The sequence below is a fragment of the Trichocoleus sp. DQ-A2 genome (genome assembly GCF_039961915.1).
Taxonomy (GTDB): domain Bacteria; phylum Cyanobacteriota; class Cyanobacteriia; order Cyanobacteriales; family FACHB-T130; genus FACHB-T130.
Window position 1 is genome coordinate 74717 of sequence record NZ_JAMPKD010000003.1, and the last position, 20893, is coordinate 95609.

Here is a 20893-nt window from a genome sequence, read left to right on the forward strand (position 1 = left end):
ATGAAGCTAAAACGAACAACTTGGATTCTGATACTATTGGCGCTGAGTTTGGGGGGATTCGTTTATTTTTATGAAATTAAAGGTGCCCCCCAGCGAGAAGCAGCACAGGCAAAACAAAAGGAAATCTTTTCTTTTGAAAAAGACCAGATACAGGCTTTGACAGTTAAAAGTCAGGAACAAACCTTGAAGTTTGAGCGAGTCACGCAGGAAGCTGTGGACAAGACGAGTATTTCTCAATGGCAGATGAAATCGCCCAGCGACGTCCCAGCCAGCGATCCATCTATTTCATACTTGCTAAATTTACTGGTAGATGGCAAGAGCGATCGCACCCTCTCCATCTTCCCTAACCAGCTACAAGAATATGGACTCGACAAACCCCAAGCTACGGTAGAAGTAAGGCTAAATAATCAGCAAACTCATCAGATAATTTTGGGTAAGCCTAACTTCAATAGTAGTTTCTTGTATGCTCAAGTTGACCCCCCTGGACAGACCCCTCAGCAGCTAGAGGTGCTTTTAGTCCCGATAGACTTCGAGTATGGTGTAAAACGTCCTCTGTCAGAATGGAAAGCCAAGGAAGCGGTTCAAAAAAATAGTCCGGATAAAACCTCTGACAAAGCAACACCCTCTCAATCACCTCAGCCGAGTCCTTCTTCTTCTCCAGCAAGTAAAAAAGATACTTCCGGCAAAAATTCAGACAAAGCAACACCCTCTCAGTCACCTCAGCCGAGTCCTTCTCCTTCCCCGGAAATTAAGAAAGATACTTCCGGCAAAAATTCAGACAAAGCAACACCCTCTCAGTCAAATAAACCTAGTCCCTCCCCCTCTCCAAAAACTACTAAAAACCAGCCTGCTGAAAAAGCAACACCGTCTAAGTCAGATAAGCCGAGTCCTTCTCCTTCCCCAGCAAGTCAGAAAGATACTTTAGACAAAAAACCAGACAAAGCAATACCCGCTAAGTCACCTCAGCCCAGCCCCTCTCCTTCACCAAAAAATAGTAAAACTGAGACTTCAAAAACCGAAAAGTCACCTCAGCCTAGCCCCTCTCTCTCACCATGAACAGCCCCACCGCAACGCTGCTAGTTTCCTGCCCCGATCGACGAGGATTGGTGGCAAAAATTGCTAATTTTATCTACGCTAATGGCGGTAATATTATTCATGCCGATCAGCACACCGATTTTGCGGCTGGGTTATTTCTCACCCGAATTGAGTGGCAGTTAGAAGATTTTAATCTACCGTGTGAGTTGATTGGCCCAGCATTTAACGCGATCGCGCAACCTCTACAAGCCAACTGGCAGCTGCACTTTTCCGACACAGTACCCCGTATTGCCATCTGGGTAAGCAAACAAGATCATTGCCTCTTTGATCTAATTTGGCGTCACAGAGCAAAAGAATTCTCCGCCGAAATTCCGTTAATTATCAGTAACCATCCCGATTTACAAGATGTAGCCGCTCAATTTGGCATCGACTATCATTACATTCCGATTACTAAAGAAACCAAACCACAGCAGGAAGCCAAACAATTAGAACTACTGCGGCAGTACAACATTGATTTAGTTGTGCTGGCGAAATATATGCAAATTGTTAGCCCTGATTTTATTACTCAATTTCCGCAGATTATCAATATTCACCACTCATTTTTACCTGCCTTTGTAGGAGCTAATCCCTACCACAAAGCCTATGAACGTGGCGTCAAAATTATCGGTGCTACAGCACATTATGTCACCGCCAACTTGGATGCAGGCCCAATTATCGAGCAAGATGTTGTGCGAGTTAGTCACCGAGATGAGGTTGACGATTTAATTCGCAAAGGCAAAGATTTAGAGCGAGTGGTATTAGCAAGAGCAGTGCGATCGCACTTGCAAAATCGCGTGCTGGTATACGGGAATCGCACAGTAGTCTTTGAGTGAGAGTTTATGAGAAACGAAAGTTTCGGCTAAATAATTTGCAGTTAATTATTCAACCGTACACCTACTTTGATTCGTGAGAGCCTTATTAACGAAATGCCTCTGCATTAATACGGCATGGTGCCTCAAAAATAATAGGAACTACCTCTGGAATCCCAGGCTCATTTGGCACCCCTGGAAGTTGAGTACCCCACCACTCTTTAATCGTAGTCCTTTTAGAAGACGGTTTCTGATACGGAATACTGAACTGTGTTTCCTGTTTTGAAGAAGCTATGGCAGCATTCACCCACTTTTGATGAAACCGCAGATCGATAGCTTGGTAAAGTGGTTTAACACAACCATTTACAGTATCCATCATCAAGGATACGTGCCATTGCTTCAGTGAGCGGTCATAGGCGGGTGCGCCTGTATCGCCCAAGCAGGGAACAGTTCCAGAAGGTTTTTTGAGCATCAAACCTTCATCCGAATCATTAGGAGTTGGATCGTAATAGTAGACCTCGCGTATCCTCAGTTCCCTTGCCGAGTTTTTGGCACCATTCGCTGTCTCGCCATACCCAGCAAACTGAACCAAATGGGCGCAGTGAATTGTTCTATTTTCCCGATGTACAGGAGTTGGACTAAACCCAGAGGGTGTTCTTCCTACTTTCAATATTGCAACACGCGCACTCGAACCAGATTGATAAATCTTCTGCGTGACAGACACTTTTGTGCTATTGCTCAAGAATCTACCGAAAGCAACTGTCAAATCACTTTGACGGAACTTATCTACACAACTCAAAGGAACTAGAACAGAATTTGTTCCTACTAAAGCTCCAGAGCATTGGTACTTATTCCCAGAATAAACTGCTACCGTAGACCGAAGTGCTGTATCAACAGCTCCCGCAATTCCTACTTGGTTTCCACCCCAAAGCCTAGAGTTTTGGACAACAGCTTGGGTAGAAAACAAAAAGGTGAGAATAAAGGCAAACACAAGAGTGAAAACAGAGAATTTACGCATCGCTCAGTTTTATGAATAAGAAAAATTAACTTTCAGTAGAGGATGGAGGTTTTGGACCTGCATTACGAACGTTGACAAACTTATTCAGCAGGTCAAACCAAAATGGTGCGTTCATCATAATGGCAAAAGCAGACATTATCCAACCAAGTAAATTCAGGATATTTGCTCGATTGCTCAAGTTAAATGATTCGATGAAATGCTCTTGTGTCTTCCATCCAAGAGGTAGCTGGTCAGCTTTTAGGGTTTCCTTAATCTTCGTATCAAGAGTATCAAAGCAAGCCGTTTTTTTATCGTCAGACACCTCCTTACAATTATCAACTGCATTTACAGCAGCTTGAGTAACTGCGTTACGCACTGTACTTTGATGATACAAGCTACTAACAATATGAAAAGCATTAGCATTGGCAAAAACTGCTGTTATTAAAGCTATCCAAAAAAGTAAAAACTTAGTATTGCGCTTGTAGGTTCCAGAAGTACGATTTTGCGAACGATCATACCATTTCTCAATTTCTTTTTTAAATTGATAGGTTTCTAGCTCCTTTTGATTACTGTTTTTAGCCTTCAACTTCGCTCGCATAGCAAGTTCATAAAGATTATGTTTCAGTTTTGTAGGTATTGTTTCTATTTTGTCAAAGGGGTTACACTCCAGTTCGACTTGAGAAAAAATGTTATTCTCTTCATCAACCTTTAGTATTGGTTGTAAAATATCAAGCAAAGCAGAGGCGAAGGTTTCTGAAGGAATGTAAGAAGGACCATACAGAAGCTTTGTTAGCCCATCGTTTCTACTAAAACCTAGGTTAGACTGGGTTAAAGAGGCAATAAGAGAATTTTCATAAAGCTTATTAGTAAGGTTAATCGCCTTTTCCTTATCAGACTTTTGGGGAGTTGAAACTTTGCTTTCATTTAGACCTTTTAGTGATTGCTCAACTTCTTTTGAATTATCAGGTCCTCCAAGCATAATATAAATGGATTTTTTTAAATGCTTAGCTCTGAACTGGAGAAAAGCAGCAATTAGTTCTTGAATCTCAGATGCTAGTAAGCTCAGGATTAAGTAAATAAAAGTTATGCCAATTAGAATATCAAAAAAAGCAGGTAGGCTTAAGCTCATGGTTTTTATCCAATTGTTGTGTAAGTGGGTATAAGGCTAATTGAGATAAGCCAGAAAGAGGCGCGAGCGCGTCTTGCGTGTTTGGGAAAGCGATCGCACACTTCCTGAGTGCTTTTACTCAGGGAATAGGTCAGAAAACTCTTCTTCAGTGGGTTCTTTTTTGGGAACTTCGTTCCGTTCGTGACGCAACTCTGAAATCGCTTCGTAAACTTTCTGACGAGCGCGATTAATTCCGCCTAGTGGCTTATGTTCGGGCAGAGAATGCCACGGAGTGTAGGACAGATGCTCGCAAAATCTCATCTGTTCATCAGAGTCAAAAGACTGATCTGGAATCTCGATAGTGGCAACCTTATGAAAAGGCGACTTCCACTCGATAGTTGGATCTTCGATTGGCATCCGCTCAGCGTCAGTTTGGAACTGAACTAAAAAATCAAAAGAAGCTTGCTTTTTCTGCATCTTCAAATGCTCGACCATCGCTTCCCGCAGATAGTTCGGAGACTTAGAGGCTGACCTACCCAACTGGTTTTTAGAAGAGGGTTTTACGGCAAACTTGATTGCTTGTGAACCGAGTTTGTATGGAGTCGTACTCCAATATTCAATCTCAAGCGGACTAACAACCTTATGACTTTGAATTGCTCTGGCAGTCATAAACTCATGCAAGCGCCATTTAAACGGATTGAAGCCGGGAAAGAAAAACTTTAATGGTGGCTTGCCTTGCGACTGTTCAACAGCTTTAAAGAACTCTGCAAAGTCTATAGCGTTCCGAATAAAGAAGACCGGGTGGTTGATCGTTACAAAATCCTGAGTCTTCTCTTGCTCTTCGTCTGACACAAAGACTTTAATCGCCATACCGCGAGCATCATCTTTAGTATCAGGCTGTTCGATATCTCCTGAAGCATTTGAGAAGCGAATACAAGCAGTAAAACGCTTACCTGGCTCTTTAAAAACGCCAAATCTCATTTCTTCTGGCAAGTTAGCTTCAACAGTGAATTCTCCTCTCACACAACCATGATGTTTAGCGTGTTGTCCGCGTGGAACTAGCGGTTGCTCGCGCAGACGTTCTTTGCTAATCCTGACAATTTCATCGATAGCCTTACCTTGCAGTGTATCTGCAAAATTTCCTGCTAGTTTCATTGTTTAATCTCCTAAAATACGATGAGGCGATCGCGTCTGTGCGACCTGTTGTGTAAAGTTTGTGTAAGGGATGCGATCGCTCTTGCCAGTTCCCGAAATTAGTGGGATGCGATCGCATTTGCCAAAAGGGGAGTGCCTAGTAATGGATTCCAGTAACTAGGCATCACTAATTTTTAGTCTTCTAGAGCATTTCACAAGTCAGGTATCTGAACTTGATTAACCTGACTTGTGAGTTGCATGAAGTTACTTGAAAAAAATTTCTAGAAGCTATCAGAGCCTCTTTTGAACTTCTTGACGAATCTTTGCTAAACGCACTGTTTTACCTTCTGCTGCCCCCGGACAATCAGTCTTAACCCGATCCCGGTGTCCACAGATTCGAGGTAAATTTTTCAGGCCAAAGTCAGCTGTCGGAGTAGATACAGGTGTCACAACATCGTTAATTCCGTGGCGCTTACAAAGCAGCGTACACAGAGCCACAGCTGAGTTAAACTGCACGTCGGTAATTTCCTTGCTGATAAAAGAGCCGTGGAAAGCAATACCTAAGCCATCATTAATGATGTCGTGCGCTCCCCGCTTACGTTCGGAACGACCTACGTAAACTCGACCGCTGGGCATAATGACGAAATGGTAGCCAATGTCACTAAAGTCCCTTGCTATATGACCCTGCCGAATTTCGCGCATCTGTTCTGCCTCCTCAGACTGGGTAGCGCTAGGAGATATATCCCTCATCTGTGTGTGATGGATGGTAATGCGTTTTGCTTGCAGCAGGTCAATAACATTTGATGGAGTTCCTTGGCTAGTCCAAACACTGCGAGACAGAATTGGAACGTCCACACTTGCTGGCTTCACATCCAGTTCAACTTTGGCAATGTTTTGCTCAGACCCTTTTATTTCAACAAGTCGCTTACCAGGTTTATGAAACAACACTGGAGCCTGCCATGTGCCACCTTGAACTTTAGGACGTGCAAGTTCAAACGTTTTATCAGCTATAAGTACAAGCTCCTCACCGTCATCGTAGCCCTCGGCTTTACCGCTCAAAGTGAAGACTTTTTCTGTTTTAATTTCTTCCGCGGGCGTTGTAATACTAAGTCGAGTCGAGTCTACACGGTTTTCCTTGGCAGGAATAACCAGAATTACTGAGTCCACACTTTCCTCGTCGAGGGAAAACTCTAGGCGACGAGTACCAGACTCCAGAAATTGAAACTCAATCTGCCAAGAGCCATCTGGTTGTACAACAGTACCCGCTGCTTTAAACTTGTTATCTACGACTAGATTTACAGTTTTACCTACCTGAGCTGAATCAGCTTTTCCATCAATTGAAAAGGACTCTCCAACTTTGATTTCTTTGGGAATGCTGGTAATTTCAATCATGTTTAAAAAATCTTAAAGTGATAGTTACGTTAGAGATGCACCCAGTAAAACTGGCGTGAAAATCTGCTTCACGCTCCAATCGGACAGAGAAATTCAGAATTCAGTCTCTTGTAGGTTAGGTTGAGGAACAAAACCCAACAAACGCATCTAGTTGTGTTGGGTTTCGCTGTCGCTCAACCCAACCTACTAGCGCGGCAAGCTAGCCTGGAAATTGCTTTACCAAGTCATCTCCGGGAATAATTGTTGTTACGAATCTGTAGTCCTTATTGAGTTGGTAACGCTTATCTTGCTTAATCAGTGCCATGAAATCCCTGTGACCTTGCCGGGTGCGTCCCACAAGACAGCCAGCGCCCGCGTAGCCAATGTTATTGCGAGGCAAGTCATAACCCCAGTGCTGGTTGATGTAAAACATACCTGTGTCTAAAAAGTCGCCCTTACGAATAAAATCTTTGTTTTTGTCCCGGTAAACGGAAACGGGTGATACTTGCACAAAAGCTTCATGAGGATCTGCACCGCTACCATAGTGCGTACCAACCTGCCAAGCCTTGTATTGTCCAAAGGCAATCCGAGCTGCTCCAAATTCTTTGCCCCTTCCCATCGGGTTGAGGGTATAGGCAGTACCAGGTTCTGTTGTAGCTTCCCAGTTTTGCCTGAGAATTGGTACTTCATTTGGAATCTCAATCACCATGCGGCGATCGTTGAAATGGTTAGGAGCATCGCTATTTAGGCTACCGTCCGCATCCATGCCCTCAACATATACAATGTTGTACCTTTGTGGCCCTACCGAAACGCGGTAGTTCATTTTCAACATATAGCGGATGATGCGGGCTTCCAAATTATTTTTGGTTAGATCCACTTCAGGCTTAGGGACAACTGAAGGAGGAGTTTCAATCAATAACCTAGCTGTTACTAACCCAATAAACCCTCTTTCCCCAGCTACAGATGGTTCTAATGACTTCATTACATCCTGAAACTCAACTAGAGCGTCAGAGGAAATTGGACCAAACTTGCCATCAGCAGGCGGATCGAGAAACTTCAGCCAAATGAGAACCTCTTGAATATGTGTGGCTAATTCTTCGTCAGAAGCGATCGCTTCAATGCCATAATCCACACTCTGGTTATTTAGTCTGGCATTGTAGAAAGTTTGCAAACGCATGGCTCTAAACCTCTAAAAGAATAGGTGATATGAGTGCTAAAAAAAGATAGTCAGCAAGCGTTGAATTTCTAATCAACGCTCTGGGATGAACGCCTTAATCGATCGCAAAGTTTGTACTTAAGGCGGAAGGAATCTCCAAAAACCACTGCGCTATTTCTGTTGAGCTTTATTCCTGAAAATGGCTAAGCGATTTTTGGACTAGGTTCTTAGGACTGTTCAAAGGATCGGTGCTGCTGCAACAGGAGTTGTCGATGCTGGCTGTGAAGAACCGCTCAATGGAGTCCAACCTGGTAGCTTCTTGTGTGCATCAAGCGCAGCCCAAGTCAGCGGTCCCACATCACCATCGTCATTCAGTCCCACGCTTCTTTGAAACTTCATAATGATGCGCTCTGTTGCTGAGTCAAAATCGTTATTAACGCTGAGAGGGCCAAACCCACATCCATTAACTGTGTGTTGAGCAACACCCACCCAAAACCCGTTGTCACCAAAGCGGAGGATCGGTTTTTGCCCATTCGGCACTGGTGGTACAGCAGGTTGTACTGGATCGAAGCTGATATGTCCGAGTTGTTCGATTCGCTTGAGGATGGCGGCGGCTCCTACCTGCGAAGAACCTGCATTTGGATCGAAGCGACCATCTGCGGTGAACTTGCCTTTAGTCCAGTGATTAGTCTTAGACCAGAGATAGGGCGAACGTCGCGGCGGTGTCGAGTTGCGCCCTGCACCTGTCTGATAGCCCCAGCCGTTGTATCTCTCGCAGTACCAGAGGATTTCTTCTGGAGTATCTAAGAAATTCACCTCATCTGTGCGTTTCATTGCCAAAGCATCAGCAGCCGACTCTTCCCAGATAAAGGGAGGAGTCCCTAACGGTCTTCCAGCTGGAACATTTCTAGTTCTAGCGCTGAGAGGATCGCCATTGTGCAGGTGTCCTTTAAACGAAAGCGAGGCTTCAAGACTATGAATAGCGGCAATGACGGGCCACCACACGCCACTCTCGCGCTGCGCCTGTTCGTACCGACCCCGGTTAGACATAATCTTGGAAACAACTGCATCAGTGGCGCTTAAATCGGTTATTTTGACGGTGCGCCAAAGTTGCTGATAAGTGTCTTTCATCTCTGTAAATCGCATTGCTTCTCCTTTGAGGAATTACAAATGAGTCTTCAATTGGGGAATTAATTGACATGAAGCCAAGTTAGCCACTATCTCTACACATCGACAGTCGCAAAAAATCATAGCGATCGCATTGTTTCTGCCTAACCTGAATCGTTTCTAGTGGAGCCTGCGTAACTTTTTTAAGCATATTTGCCTACGTCTAAAGGCTTATTTCTAGCGAATTACGTAGTTTTACTGTCATCTGCTACCCCACCCGGACAAAATCAATCGGACAAAATTTAAGAAAGATTAAGTGGCTTAGCTCCTAAAGTTTCGTTCTGTATCATCTTGTTTGACTAAGGTTTTTGTTTGTGCATAAGACCAAGTTAAGCTTTCTGTACTAGGCTTGACAGTCGGAAAATGTCATAAAATTTGTCAGATAAATGTCATAAAGAGGAGAGGATAAATACTGACAATTCGCTGACAAAAAGCCACAATAGATTTTCCAGAGAAAATTTCAAGCTTTTGCACGTAATCGTTGAGCGGGTGTTTGAAGTCAGGTACTTAGCTATCTCAATCGGGCAATGCAACTACTACCCGCTGTTTGTCAGATTTAAAATCGCTTACATTTACTTCTGAGGCAAGTTTTAATAAATGACTGTTGAAGAAGCGCTAGAAATTGTAGAGAGCGTTCTAGCTCAAGGACGCTTAAATAAAGTTCAAAAAATTGTGTTTGAGGAATCTTGGGAAGGGCAGTCTTACGAGGAGATTGCAAAAAAAAATACTTACGATCCTGGTTATATCAGGGATGCTGGTTCTAAGTTGTGGAAGTTACTCTCAGAGGCATTTGGAGAGAAGGTAACAAAAAATAATTTGCAGTCAGTCTTGAAGGGGTATTCGCGCCGCGTCTTGTCATTGCAGCAGATGCCAGAAGTGGTGTCTAATCCGATTGCTCCTTCAGTAGCGATCGCTCATAAACGTCAAGAGTGGGGAGAGGCGGTTGACGTATCGCTTTTCTATGGACGCACAGCAGAACTCGCCACGCTAGAACATTGGATTGTGAGCGATCGCTGTCGCTTGGTAGCGTTGCTGGGTATGGGCGGAATTGGCAAAACTGCTTTGTCTGTAAAACTAGCGGAACAGATTCAGGATAATTTTGAGTATGTTGTATGGCGCTCGCTGCGTAATGCGCCACCTATTCAAGATACTTTGGCAGACATCATCAAATTCCTGTCCGATCAGCAGGAAACCGATTTACCAGAAACAGTAGACGGTAAAGTATCGCGGCTCATTGAGTATTTACGCTCATCGCGCTGTCTGCTGGTACTGGATAATGTTGAGTCAATTTTGCGGGAGGGCGATCGCGCTGGACATTACCGAGAAGAATACGAGGGTTATGGACAGCTATTAAGATGTGTGGCAGAAACCAACCATCAAAGCTGCTTGGTGCTAACCAGCCGGGAAAAACCGAGAGGAATAGCATCTAAGGAAGGCAAAACTTTGCCAGTTCGTTCGCTACAACTCGCTGGTTTGACAGAGGTAGAAGGACATAGAATCTTTCATGCCAAAGGTTTCTTAGTTTCAGAAGAAGAGCTAAAACTCCTAATGGCTCGTTATCGAGGCAATCCACTAGCCTTGAAGATAGTTGCTACGACTATTCAAGAGTTATTTGATGGTAATATTTCTCAATTTCTAGAACAAGGCACAGCAGTTTTTGGTGATATTTGGGATCTTTTAGACCAGCAATTTAATCGCTTGTGTACTTTAGAAAAGCAGATTATGTACTGGCTGGCAATCAATCGAGAGTTGGTCTCGCTGCTAGAACTGCGAGAGGATATTGTACCACCAGTATCGCAACGTGAACTATTGGAAGCACTGGAATCTCTACAACGGCGATCGCTAATAGAGAAAAAATCAGCAACTTTTACGCAACAGCCTGCGGTCATGGAATATATGACTAACCAATTAATCGAGCAGGTATGCGAGGAGATTAGGACTAAAGAAATTAAACTATTCAATAGCTATTCTCTCATCAATGCTCAGACAAAAGACTATATTAGAGACGCCCAAATTTGCTTTATCATCCTACCGTTGATAGATAGATTAACGGTAATCTTGAGGCACCGGGACAAAATCAAATATTATTTATCGAAGATTCTTTTCAGTTTGCAAGATAATTTACCAATAGAGCCAGGATATGCAGGTGGGAATCTTATCAATCTGCTTTGTCAACTCCAGACGAATTTAAGCAATTATGATTTTTCCTATCTGACTGTTTGGCAAGCTTATCTGAGAGATGTAAATTTGCACCATGTCAACTTTGCTCATGCCGATCTAGCAAAGTCTGTTTTTGCTGAAACTTTTGGAAGTATTTTGTCAGTGGTATTTAGCCCCAATGGAAAACTTTTAGCAACAGCAGGTGAAACTGGCGAGATTCACCTGTGGCAAGTTTCAGATATGAAGCCACTTTTGACCTGTAACAGTCACCTGCGTTGGATACTGTCAATCGCCTTTAGCCCGGATGGTCAAATCTTAGCCAGTTCCAGTGACGACCGAACGGTGAAGCTGTGGGATGTCCGTGACGGTAAGTGCCTGAGAACTCTGGAAGGTCATAGCGGTTGGGTTCGGTCGATTGCCTTTAGCCCAGATGGTCAAATGTTAGCCAGTTCCAGTGATGATAGAACGATTAAGCTATGGGATGTCCACACGGGTGAAGTTTTGAAAACTCTGCAGGGACACAGGAGTTTAGTTCGTTCAGTTACCTTTAGCCCCGATGGCCGCACCTTAGCCACTGGCAGTAATGACTGCACTGTAAAGTTATGGGATGTTAGCACGGGGAGCGGCGGGTTTGAAACGCACCCTTACAAAACCTTGGAGGGACATACTCATTGGGTACAGTCAATTGCTTTTAGTCCCGATGGTCGTACCTTAGCCACTGGCAGCGATGATTGCACTGTAAAGTTGTGGGATGTCAGTAAGAGTAGGGGCGAGTTTCAAACCCGCCCCTATAAAACTTTGGAGGGACATACTTCTTTAGTGCAATCAATTTCTTTTAGTCCTGATGGTCGCACCTTAGCGAGTAGCAGTCACGATCGGACAGTGAAATTGTGGGATACCACTACCGGACAATGCCTCAAAACTTTGCAAGGACACGCAAGCCAGGTTTGGTCAGTTGCCTTTAGTCCCGATGGTCGTACCTTAGCGAGTGGCAGTGACGACCGAACGGTAAAGTTATGGGATGTCTACACAGGTCAAGCTTTGAGAACTCTATGGGGATACACGAATCGAGTGCGATCGGTCGCCTTCTGTCCTCAAGGTAAGACTTTAGCGAGTGGCAGTGGTGACGCTACAGTGAAGTTGTGGAATGTTTCGGATGGTGTAAAGACGCTGCATACAACGTCTCTAAAAACTTTGCGGGGGCATAGTCACTGGGTGTTGTCAGTTGCCTTTAGTCCTCAAGGTAAAACCTTGGCTACTGCTAGCTGCGATCGCAATATCAGGTTGTGGGATGTCAGTAGCGGTCGATGCCTCAAAATATGCCGAGGACATACCAACTGGGTATTGTCAGTCGCTTTTAGTCCTCAAGGTAAGACTCTGGTTAGTAGCAGTGGCGACCGTACTGTCAGGTTGTGGGATGTCGGTAGCGGTGAATGTCTGAAAACTTTGCAGGAGTTTACTAACTGGGTTTGGTCTGTTGTCTTCGACCCGGAAGGGAAGACTTTGGCGACTGGGAGTGGCGACCGTACTGTCAGGTTGTGGGATGTCAGTAGCGGTGAATGTTTGAAAACTTTGCAAGGGCATACCAACGAGGTTTGGTCTGTTGCCTTCAGTCCCAATGGTCAAATTCTCGCTAGTGCTAGCGATGACCGGACTGTCAGGTTGTGGGATGTCAGTAGCGGTGAGTGTTTGAAAACTTTGCAAGGGCATACCAACGGGGTTTGGTCTGTTGCCTTTAGTCGAGATGGTCAAATTGTCGCTAGTGCTAGCGATGACCATACTGTCAGGTTGTGGGATGTCAGTACGGGGCAATGCCTGAAAACGTTGCAGGGACATACCAATGGGATTTGGTCAGTTGTCTTCAGTCCAGATGGACAAATACTCGCGAGTGCTGGGCAAGATGAAATGATTAAGCTGTGGGATGTAGCGACAGGCGAGTGCCTGAACACCTTGAGAAGTGAAAGACCCTACGAAGGCATGAATATTACTGGCGTTACAGGTTTAACAGACGCACAGAAAGCGACGCTGAAAGCGCTGGGGGCAGTAGCGTTGGAATGATATTTTCCTCATCTTCTGCAATCCTGGGTGTAATTATATTCGCCTGTAACTCCGACTAGAAATGACTTTCTCCTAAATCGCCCTTCCCCCTCTGCCTGGAAAGCTCTGGTTTTCCGGATGGAGTGTCACAAGTTCGTAGTTATATGAATAACTCCCGACGTTGATCCTTCGATTCGCTACATTGGTGTAGAACGCCATTTAGCATTCCGCCACAAGCGGGAACCATTGTCAAAGTGGCAGCGTCTTGGAGGGTTAGGATGTTTTAACCCCTATATCCATCCATGACTCAATCGATTCCTGTATCCTGGTCAACAGCTGAAGCAACGGTTTCTCAAGCGCCGGTGCAACCTGAAAAACTGTCAAACTACGATCTAATTCTGCATTGTCAGGCGGGGCTGCGTCCTGACCGCGCTGCCTTTGCCGAACTTTTGCGCCGGTATCAGTCTCATGTCGATAAGATTTTGTACCATCTGGCTCCAGATTGGCAGGATCGGGCAGATTTAGCTCAAGAAGTCTGGATTCGGGTTTACCGCAATATTAAGCGGTTGCAGGAGCCAGTCAAGTTCCGGGGGTGGTTGAGCCGGATTGCCACGAACCTGTTTTATGATGAGCTGCGTAAACGCAAACGGGTGTCTCATCCGCTGTCGTTAGATGCACCTCGCATGATGGATGACGGCGAAATGGATTGGGAAATTGCATCTGACAATCCAAGTCCCGACGAAGACATGACGACGCGGGAATTTTATGAACAGCTGCATGATGCGATCGCCGATCTGCCAGAGGTGTTTCGCACTACCATCGTCCTGAGAGAAATCGAAGGCATGGCTTATGAAGAAATTGCCGAAATCACAGGTGTCTCCCTGGGAACGGTAAAATCTAGAATTGCTAGAGCGCGTCAGCGCCTGCAATCTCAGCTGCAAAACTACCTAGACGGAAATTAATCTAACTTAGGGATAGAATCTGGTTTCAGCTATTCGGTGGATTCGTACCTCCGGGGTTGCCGATTATCTTTAAAGCAGTAGGATAGCCTTCCTTGTTCGCTTAAGTGCTGCAAGGTGTGGCTTCCAAGAAACGATTTCAGATAGGTCGTGAAAAAAGGGTAGATTTTTACTGGGTGCGATCGCTTGCTAAAAACTAGACTAAGCGTAAATCGTTAAGTTCACCCTTGGTTGTCACGGATTAAGTCAGCTCCCCATTACTTGTGTTTTACTTCTTGGCAAAACAGTTAAGATTGTAATGAAATACAAGTTTCTACGTATATACTGAATGTGGCAAAGATTAGTGACTGCTCTGCTTTCCTATTGTGTGACTTGCTGGTGATGTGAAAATGACCTCTGATTTGAACAATCGTAAGGATTCTGGACAGCGGTGCCCTGCAAACGCACAAGTCTCTAAGGAGATGGATATTTTGCAACGCGATCGCTTTGAATTGCTCAGTGCCTACTTAGATAGTGAAGTAACCGCTGACGAGCGCAAACAAGTTCAGGAATGGCTTAAAAGTGACCCCAAAATGCAGTGTTTGTATACCAGACTGGTGAAATTACGCCAGGGTTTACAAACAATTCCCGTTCCAGAGTCCGAGCAATCAGCAGAACAGGCTGTTAATCAAGTTTTCGGACGCATCAACCGCCGCCGCTCCCAACGGGTTGCTGCATGGGGTGGCGCAGCGATCGCAGCTTTGTTTGTCGGCGCTTTGTCAGGAATTCTTCCGGGTAATCACTCCCTGAGTCCCCAACTAGCAAAAGCTCCCATTTCAGAGACAGCAGCAGAGCCTTTGATGGTTGCCCTGAATCATCCCGCAGTGGAGATTCCCAAAGCAGCAGTCGCGGCTCCAGAAAAATTTGTGAAGCCATCAGTAGATGGATCTGACGCCAAGGGATATCAGAATTAATCCGCTTTGACTTAAAAAATATTGAGCAATGAGTGATGAGTTTTGGAATGAACTCATCACTCATTGTTTTTTAAGCGGCTCCACCATCCAGAGGTCAGCAGAATCCCTTTTTGGCGTCTAACCCGATCAACGCTCATCAAGTAAGCCCAAGCTATTGCTAGTGGCTGCCCAGATGGTTTATAGGTCTCGATTTGATGCCGGTTATATTCATTTTGTGCCTCTGGACGGCTAGGGTCATAGCCTTCCAGATTATCCAATTTCTGTAACACAGTTGAATCGGGAAAAGTGAGTACAAACCCGTGAATTTTTGCATTGCCAGGGATCATTGCGGGATACCCTGCTGGGAGGGAAAAAAGTTCGCCGAATGCGATCGCTCTTTTCTCTTCCACCACCTTTCCAGCACAGTATCGCTCGTAATTGCACTCTCCCGGTTTCAAAGTGCCGTAAACAAAAACTTGTAAATTATTCAAAATATACTTGCTATAGATATGTAAAAGATTGCTGCTAAAAAGATATTACTCTTACTTAAGACCGTAATTTCAAATAATTTATTAAATCCTATTCTTACTCTTTCTCCACGTTCTATATCGCTAATACATATAGGCTATCGTCCTTGGAGCATGGCAACGCGATCGCTAGTGGGTTCTAAGGGCAAAGCGCAGGCTCCGCAAACGCAGTTTTTTCAAAAAATATCCACTCACTCAAATAGGATTGCAATAAACACTGATTATCCTTAGTGCAGTTCAGCTCCTATCTGCGTAGGATGTGGATATCTTCAGCGTCAGCAAAAAATAGAAAAATTTAAATCGATAGTGTAGCCTACCGTCCAGACTATGGTGAACAGTTGTGTCAGAATATTGAGGCAAACACGATTACTAATCCAGCAGGAGTTTTTTCCGTGGAGTCCCGTTACAACCCAGCAGCAATCGAGGAAAAGTGGCAACAGACTTGGGCAGAACAAAGCTTAGATCAAACCCCCACAGATAGCACTAAGCCCAAGTTCTATGCTCTGTCCATGTTCCCCTATCCATCGGGCAGCCTGCACATGGGACACGTCCGCAACTACACCATCACGGATGTGATTGCCCGACTCAAGCGGATGCAAGGGTATCGCGTACTCCATCCGATGGGTTGGGATGCCTTTGGTTTGCCAGCCGAAAATGCCGCTATTGACCGGGGTATTGCCCCAGGAAAATGGACTTATCAAAATATTGCTCAGATGCGGCATCAATTGCAGCAGTTAGGGCTTTCAATTGACTGGAACCGCGAAGTTGCTACCTGTTCTCCCGATTATTACAAGTGGACGCAGTGGCTCTTCTTGCAGTTTTTAAAAGCCGGACTAGCTTACCAGAAAGAAGCCGCCGTCAACTGGGACCCCATCGACCAGACGGTGCTGGCAAATGAACAAGTCATCGACGGCAAATCTTGGCGTTCCGGTGCCAAAGTCGAACGGAAAATGTTGCGGCAGTGGTTCCTAAAAATTACCGACTACGCCGAGCAATTGCTCAACGATTTGGACAAATTGAGCGGATGGCCCGAACGAGTCAAGTTGATGCAGGCAAACTGGATTGGTAAATCCACTGGCGCTTACCTAGAATTTCCGATTGTCGGGTTGGATGAAAAAATTGGGGTTTTCACCACTCGTCCCGATACCGTCTATGGCGTGACTTACGTGGTGCTAGCGCCAGAACATCCTTTGACCGCCAAAGTGACGACTCCAGACCGAAAAGAGGCGGTAGAAGGATTTATCCAAGAAGTCGCCCAAGAAAGCGAATTGGAACGCACCGCAGAGGATAAGCCAAAGCGCGGTATTCCGACTGGCGGGAAGGCGATGAATCCTTTTACGGGAGAAGAGATTCCCATCTGGATTGCCGATTACGTATTGTACGAGTACGGCACTGGCGCGGTGATGGGTGTTCCAGCCCACGACACGCGGGACTTCCGGTTTGCTAAGGAGCAGAATCTCCCCATTCAGGTTGTAATTGTTCCGCCAGGGGATGATGTAGAGACGGGAAATATCGCATCTCTACAGGAAGCTTATACCGAACCAGGAATTTTGGTGAATTCAGACCAATTTAATGGGATGGATTCAATTAAAGCGAAGACAGGGATTGTTGAGTACGCGGAAAAAGAGGGTTGGGGGAAAGCGCGGGTGCAGTATCGCCTGCGGGATTGGTTAATTTCGCGGCAACGCTATTGGGGGGCACCCATTCCGGCAATTCACTGTCCCAGCTGCGGTACGGTGCCGGTGCCGGATGAAGACTTGCCGGTTCGATTGCCGGAAGAGGTAGAATTCACGGGTCGCGGGGCGTCTCCGTTGGCTCAGATGGAAGCTTTTGTCAATGTCCCTTGTCCCGCTTGCGGCACCCCAGCCAAGCGGGAGACGGACACGATGGATACATTTATTGATTCGTCGTGGTATTTCTTGCGTTATCCCGATGCGAAGAACGAACAGCACGTTTTCGACCCCGCAAAAACCAATGACTGGATGCCGGTAGACCAGTATGTGGGCGGGATTGAACACGCGATTTTGCACTTGTTGTACTCGCGGTTTTTTACCAAGGTTTTGAGAGACTGCGGTCTTTTAAACTTTGACGAACCCTTCCAACGCCTGCTAACTCAGGGCATGGTGCAGGGCACTACCTACAAAAATCCTGCCACTGACAAATACATTCCCGCGGCACAGGTAGATCCAGCCGATCCAAAAGACCCAGAAACGGGGGAACCGTTGCAAGTCTTCTATGAAAAGATGTCCAAGTCGAAGTACAACGGCATCGATCCAGAGGAAGTCCTCGCCAAGTACGGGGCAGATACGGCGCGGATGTTTATCTTGTTCAAGGCACCCCCAGAAAAAGATTTGGAATGGGATGATGCCGACGTGGAGGGACAATTTCGCTTCCTCAACCGCGTCTGGCGACTGGTGGCAGAATTTGTCGCGCAGATCCCCGTTAGCTCCCCTGACAAAGGTGGGGAGATGAATAAGGGCGAAAAAGACTTGCGACGGGCAATTCACGGGGCGATTCAAGCGGTTACGGAAGATTTAGAGGGCGAGTATCAATTCAATACAGCGATTTCCGAATTAATGAAGTTGAGCAATGCTTTAGCTGATGCCAAATGCAAAGACTCGCCAGTGTATGCCGAAGGGATAGAAACTCTGATTCACCTGATGGCTCCTTTTGCTCCTCACATTGCTGAAGAACTGTGGCACACAATCGGTCACAGCGATTCGGTACACACCCAAACTTGGCCTACCGTCGATCCGGCTGCCTTGGTGGTCGATGAAATCACGCTGGTGATTCAAGTCATGGGCAAAACCCGTGGGGCGATTCAAGTGCCCGCTGATGCGAATCGGGAAGCTTTAGAACAGTATGCCCGCGAGTCAGAAGTTGCTCAGCGGTTCATCGAAGGCAAGGAAATTAAAAAGGTGATTGTAGTGCCTGGAAAGTTAGTGAATTTTGTGGTGGGTTGAAAAGAGAGGCTACGCGATCGCCCTCTTGCCATCTCGGTTCAGAAAAAGAGTGCGATCGCTATTCCATTCAATTATCAAAGCCTCCAGTCTTCTTCAATAATCCTCGTGCTTGAACTTCTCAAAGTCTTTGGGCGAAACTTGTTCTTCAGCAGCTGCCTGACCAATCTTGCTCTGGACTAGATTGCTCTGGAATCAGAAGAAAGTTTTGATAACTGGTTGCAAGTCTAAAAATCACCCATTCAGGTGAGTCAGCTGGGTGAAGTACTCGAGTGTCTGGGATAAGAGAATTTGGTGTTACGCAAGGCACGATGTCACATCAAATGTTTTGGTAAGGTTTATTAGGAGTTGGGGTAGCGATCGGGATGAAAAGCGTATGCATTTTTTGCGGTTCCAATAAAGGCTTACGACCCGCCTACGCGGAGGCAGCCCAGCAAATGGGTGAAGCGCTAGCACTCCGAGGAATTAGTCTAGTCTACGGTGGTGGAAATGTTGGATTAATGGGAATAGTTGCCGATGCGGCACTAGCAGCAGGAGGTGAGGTCATTGGTGTGATTCCTAAAGCTTTAGTGGACAAGGAAATTGCTCACAGGAGTCTAACCGATCTGCGAGTTGTTGGTTCAATGCACGAGCGCAAAGCCTTAATGGCAGAACTGTCGGATGCTTTTGTGGCACTACCAGGAGGCTATGGAACGTTTGAGGAATTTTGCGAGGTGCTGACTTGGGCACAACTAGGCATACACCAAAAGCCATGCGGTCTGCTGAATATCGAGGGTTATTATGACCACCTGATTGCGTTCTTCGATCGCGCGGTTGGCGAAGCGTTTTTGCGTCCTCAGCACCGTTCGCTTGTGCTGGAAGAGCAGGAACCGATGCTACTACTTGATACGCTGGCTGGATATCAACCGCTCTTAATCGATAAGTGGATTGGTCTTAACGAGACTTGACCAAGAAGGCGCTAGTGCAGCGACAGCAAAGTAACTGACCACTTCCTGGAAACGAGGGGATGAGGGGGTGAGGGGGTGATATCAACTGATCGCTTACTTCTGCCGTGATGCACTAGGGAGTGGGGCTAGAGCGTTGGAAAGAGAAGAGGACTAGACCAAGGTGGCAGAAATAACCCAGAGGGTGAAATTCTCCTCCTCACCCTCTCACCCCCTCACCCCCTCATCAGCGCTGGAACTGGGAAACTAAGGCTTCAACTTGATCTACGCAGTCGATAGATGTCACTGAGTTTGGGTCGATGTTTGGCGGTAATTTCAGCTGCTTGAAGCGTTTCTTTGTAAATGAGGTTGTATAGCGGTGATAGGTGAGCAACTTGCGGTTGAAGTCCTCAACCGCCTGGGAGGGTGACGTTTCAGGACTTGAGCTACCTGTTTCTAACGGTTGCATTCCGTTAATGGAAGGTACGGAAACATCTGACAGCTCACGATTAATCTGCTCGGATCTAGGTGTATAGCTAATCAGCTTCATTAAAACGTTTTGCTGTACGTTTGTGTCTTCCATTAAGTCTCCGATTGCATAGCCCGCCCAGTTGAGCATCGTATATTTTTTTGCCTCACCTAACTTAATCGACTGGTTACTGAACCCTGTACCAATTGAAATCAGCAAGAGGTTATCGGTACCCGTTTCCCAACCAATTCCATATTCTTTTTGAGTTGCTTCCACAAACAACTGGAATGATGGGTTGTTAAACATACTCACAGCACCATCAACAAATTCATACTCTTGATTGCCGACAGCAAACATATGAGGCGGGAAAAAAGTTGGTGCAGCAGAACTTGCTCAAACGATATGCCAGAGTGGAATTTTGCTATTACTCTTGAAGAATTGGTTATTTGGATGGTTAACGAGGAACCAGGCTCCATCAGTTGTTACATTCTTGGAAACAATCATCAAGAGTGTTTTCAGTTGATCCGATCCAAGGGTGATGTCACCTAGAATAGACTTTATATTTTGCTCTAGCGGCCCTGAATCGTACTTTGACCACAGTTGCCCGAGCAGCCAACGTTTACTAAACATTGTCTGAGCATCGTTATAAAAAATATCACGCAATGCTCACGCTGACATTCCTTTAGCGAGTCCTGCTGCTAAAATTGCACCTGCACTCGTGCCGCCAATGAAGTCGAAGTAATCAGCCAAACACTTCCAAGGCGAGTTAGGTTGGTTGCAGAGTATGTCTTCTAACTTAATTAGAATTTCAGCAACGATCAATCCGCGAATACCGCCACCATCCATTGACACTAAGCGCTTGGGTCGTTTTAAATTCAGTTTGTTCAAGGTTATTGCTTATTCCTTATTTAAGGATTTTTTTTAAAAGTCAAGTAAAAAAAATAATATCCCACGGCTTTAGATTGCATATGCATTCGGTTATAATTGGTGTTTTTAGAGCCATTAAATTATCAATTTTCAACGTTTTAACTGAGTCCTAAAAAATATTTTAAATTAAGTTTATCTCGGCTTATACCTTGTCTCTTGTTGCTAAAAAGCATTTCCTCTTGA

16 protein-coding genes are annotated in these 20893 nt (G+C 45.5%); 7 read left to right on the top strand and 9 right to left on the bottom strand.

Annotated features, from left to right (window positions below):
• Window positions 1-1056: a DUF4340 domain-containing protein gene (locus tag NC997_RS03245; RefSeq protein ID WP_190526699.1), complete on the top strand. Its 1056-nt coding sequence runs from the start codon at window positions 1-3 to the stop codon at window positions 1054-1056.
• Window positions 1053-1907, top strand: a complete 855-nt coding sequence (purU, locus tag NC997_RS03250; RefSeq protein ID WP_190526701.1) for a formyltetrahydrofolate deformylase — start codon at window positions 1053-1055, stop codon at window positions 1905-1907. Before NC997_RS03245 ends, purU begins: the two co-directional genes overlap by 4 nt.
• 85 nt (window positions 1908-1992) lie before the next feature.
• Here purU and NC997_RS03255 read toward each other — a convergent pair whose 3' ends face one another.
• The 6 genes from NC997_RS03255 to NC997_RS03280 form a co-directional block, all read right to left on the bottom strand.
• On the bottom strand, window positions 1993-2901 hold the full coding sequence (locus NC997_RS03255) for a trypsin-like serine protease (protein ID WP_190526703.1): 909 nt from the start codon (window positions 2899-2901) through the stop codon (window positions 1993-1995).
• 25 nt (window positions 2902-2926) lie between these two features.
• On the bottom strand, window positions 2927-4009 hold the full coding sequence (locus NC997_RS03260) for a hypothetical protein (protein ID WP_190526705.1): 1083 nt from the start codon (window positions 4007-4009) through the stop codon (window positions 2927-2929).
• A gap of 114 nt (window positions 4010-4123) precedes the next feature.
• Window positions 4124-5143, bottom strand: a complete 1020-nt coding sequence (locus NC997_RS03265; protein WP_190526707.1) for a catalase family protein — start codon at window positions 5141-5143, stop codon at window positions 4124-4126.
• A 270-nt stretch (window positions 5144-5413) separates the two neighbouring features.
• On the bottom strand, window positions 5414-6514 hold the full coding sequence (locus tag NC997_RS03270) for a peptidoglycan recognition family protein (RefSeq protein WP_190526709.1): 1101 nt from the start codon (window positions 6512-6514) through the stop codon (window positions 5414-5416).
• 199 nt (window positions 6515-6713) lie between these two features.
• Window positions 6714-7670 carry a peptidoglycan-binding domain-containing protein gene (locus NC997_RS03275; RefSeq protein ID WP_190526711.1) on the bottom strand — a complete coding sequence of 319 codons (957 nt, stop codon included), beginning with the start codon at window positions 7668-7670 and terminating at the stop codon, window positions 6714-6716.
• A 216-nt stretch (window positions 7671-7886) separates the two neighbouring features.
• Complete coding sequence (locus NC997_RS03280; RefSeq protein ID WP_190526713.1) at window positions 7887-8795, bottom strand: peptidoglycan-binding protein; 909 nt, start codon at window positions 8793-8795, stop codon at window positions 7887-7889.
• A gap of 618 nt (window positions 8796-9413) precedes the next feature.
• On the opposite strand from NC997_RS03280, the gene NC997_RS03285 reads away from it, so the two are divergent.
• The 3 genes from NC997_RS03285 to NC997_RS03295 all read left to right on the top strand — a co-directional run bounded on the left by NC997_RS03285 (window position 9414) and on the right by NC997_RS03295 (window position 14925).
• Window positions 9414-13034: an NB-ARC domain-containing protein gene (locus NC997_RS03285; protein ID WP_190526715.1), complete on the top strand. Its 3621-nt coding sequence runs from the start codon at window positions 9414-9416 to the stop codon at window positions 13032-13034.
• A 281-nt stretch (window positions 13035-13315) separates the two neighbouring features.
• Window positions 13316-13975, top strand: a complete 660-nt coding sequence (locus tag NC997_RS03290) for a sigma-70 family RNA polymerase sigma factor (protein ID WP_190526717.1) — start codon at window positions 13316-13318, stop codon at window positions 13973-13975.
• Between the two features lie 386 nt (window positions 13976-14361).
• Entirely contained in the window at window positions 14362-14925 is a 564-nt protein-coding gene (locus tag NC997_RS03295; RefSeq protein WP_242030352.1) for a Fis family transcriptional regulator, read from the top strand.
• Between the two features lie 56 nt (window positions 14926-14981).
• On the opposite strand, the gene NC997_RS03300 is transcribed toward NC997_RS03295, so the two are convergent.
• Window positions 14982-15395, bottom strand: coding sequence for a gamma-glutamylcyclotransferase (locus tag NC997_RS03300; RefSeq protein ID WP_190526719.1), 414 nt, complete (start codon window positions 15393-15395; stop codon window positions 14982-14984).
• A 428-nt stretch (window positions 15396-15823) separates the two neighbouring features.
• Here NC997_RS03300 and leuS point away from each other — a divergent pair, with 428 nt between their 5' ends.
• Window positions 15824-18394, top strand: coding sequence for a leucine--tRNA ligase (leuS, locus tag NC997_RS03305; RefSeq protein WP_190526721.1), 2571 nt, complete (start codon window positions 15824-15826; stop codon window positions 18392-18394).
• 362 nt (window positions 18395-18756) lie between these two features.
• Window positions 18757-19338, top strand: coding sequence for a TIGR00730 family Rossman fold protein (locus NC997_RS03310; protein ID WP_190526723.1), 582 nt, complete (start codon window positions 18757-18759; stop codon window positions 19336-19338).
• 223 nt (window positions 19339-19561) lie between these two features.
• Here NC997_RS03310 and NC997_RS03315 read toward each other — a convergent pair whose 3' ends face one another.
• Window positions 19562-20140: a hypothetical protein gene (locus NC997_RS03315; RefSeq protein WP_190414993.1), complete on the bottom strand. Its 579-nt coding sequence runs from the start codon at window positions 20138-20140 to the stop codon at window positions 19562-19564.
• A gap of 309 nt (window positions 20141-20449) precedes the next feature.
• Window positions 20450-20671 carry a patatin-like phospholipase family protein gene (locus NC997_RS03320; RefSeq protein WP_190414992.1) on the bottom strand — a complete coding sequence of 74 codons (222 nt, stop codon included), beginning with the start codon at window positions 20669-20671 and terminating at the stop codon, window positions 20450-20452.
• Between the last annotated feature and the right edge of the window lie 222 nt (window positions 20672-20893).

What these genes read in the sequence shown, in the direction of transcription:
- NC997_RS03265 (WP_190526707.1), bottom strand. Translation starts at nt 5,143, where the DNA reads ATGAAACTAGCAGGAAATTTTGCAGATACACTGCAAGGTAAGGCTATC.
- NC997_RS03315 (WP_190414993.1), bottom strand. Translation starts at nt 20,140, where the DNA reads ATGTTTGCTGTCGGCAATCAAGAGTATGAATTTGTTGATGGTGCTGTG.
- NC997_RS03310 (WP_190526723.1), top strand. Translation starts at nt 18,757, where the DNA reads ATGAAAAGCGTATGCATTTTTTGCGGTTCCAATAAAGGCTTACGACCC.
- NC997_RS03285 (WP_190526715.1), top strand. Translation starts at nt 9,414, where the DNA reads ATGACTGTTGAAGAAGCGCTAGAAATTGTAGAGAGCGTTCTAGCTCAA.
- NC997_RS03245 (WP_190526699.1), top strand. Translation starts at nt 1, where the DNA reads ATGAAGCTAAAACGAACAACTTGGATTCTGATACTATTGGCGCTGAGT.
- NC997_RS03280 (WP_190526713.1), bottom strand. Translation starts at nt 8,795, where the DNA reads ATGCGATTTACAGAGATGAAAGACACTTATCAGCAACTTTGGCGCACC.
- purU (WP_190526701.1), top strand. Translation starts at nt 1,053, where the DNA reads ATGAACAGCCCCACCGCAACGCTGCTAGTTTCCTGCCCCGATCGACGA.
- NC997_RS03255 (WP_190526703.1), bottom strand. Translation starts at nt 2,901, where the DNA reads ATGCGTAAATTCTCTGTTTTCACTCTTGTGTTTGCCTTTATTCTCACC.
- NC997_RS03275 (WP_190526711.1), bottom strand. Translation starts at nt 7,670, where the DNA reads ATGCGTTTGCAAACTTTCTACAATGCCAGACTAAATAACCAGAGTGTG.
- NC997_RS03260 (WP_190526705.1), bottom strand. Translation starts at nt 4,009, where the DNA reads ATGAGCTTAAGCCTACCTGCTTTTTTTGATATTCTAATTGGCATAACT.
- NC997_RS03270 (WP_190526709.1), bottom strand. Translation starts at nt 6,514, where the DNA reads ATGATTGAAATTACCAGCATTCCCAAAGAAATCAAAGTTGGAGAGTCC.
- NC997_RS03290 (WP_190526717.1), top strand. Translation starts at nt 13,316, where the DNA reads ATGACTCAATCGATTCCTGTATCCTGGTCAACAGCTGAAGCAACGGTT.
- NC997_RS03295 (WP_242030352.1), top strand. Translation starts at nt 14,362, where the DNA reads ATGACCTCTGATTTGAACAATCGTAAGGATTCTGGACAGCGGTGCCCT.